Origin of the sequence: Streptomyces hazeniae (genome assembly GCF_031845485.1) — a bacterium.
Lineage (GTDB): Bacteria > Actinomycetota > Actinomycetes > Streptomycetales > Streptomycetaceae > Streptomyces > Streptomyces hazeniae.
Genome location: NZ_JAVREQ010000095.1, coordinates 1 through 582, shown reverse-complemented (window position 1 = coordinate 582; position 582 = coordinate 1). Strand labels below are relative to the sequence as shown.

The following is a 582-nucleotide window of genomic DNA, read 5'->3' as shown; positions in this document are numbered from 1 at the left end:
GGTACCACTCGGGGGAATTGCCGAGAAGCGGCCGCGGATAACACGAGCACAACGTGCAGACGATCACGTGATGCAGAGTCGGGGTGTTCTCGAGCACCTCCAGCGCCGTGAAGTCGCTGGGCGTCCCGAAGCCGGTCGGGTGCAGCCAATCGATTCCCACTTCCCGGCTGGCGGCGATGGGATCCCGGAGCGCCAGCTGCTTGAAATCCGGATCGACCCAGGCCTTCGCGACGAAGCGCGAACCCGGCGCCGGTCCGATCTGTTCGACGAATTCGGTGTAGTGCCGATGGTCTTCGGCGGTGAACAAGCCTTTCTCGATCGCCAATTCGCGCAGCGCGATCTCCAAGACCTCGAAATCGGTCACTTCCTCGACCATCGGTGCCGCATGCCGCTCGGGTGCGTCGTCATGCGTATGTGCGGCGTCGTCGTGCGTCATGTCGCATTCCTGTTCGTCTGTCGAATGAGCGGTCTAACCCAGCGGCTGCAACCACAATTCAGAGATCTCGGCCTGGAGGGTGTCGCCTACGGCGCCGGCATAGGGATCCCACACGTCGGTCATGTTGAAGCGCACGATGTAGAACC

At 62.4% G+C, this 582-nt stretch carries 1 protein-coding gene; it reads right to left on the bottom strand.

Annotated elements, in window-relative coordinates:
* Positions 1 to 436, bottom strand: a 436-nt coding sequence (locus RM572_RS28765) for a nitrile hydratase subunit alpha (protein ID WP_311676304.1), incomplete at its 3' end; no start/stop codon positions are given.
* Positions 437 to 582: the final 146 nt, after the last annotated feature.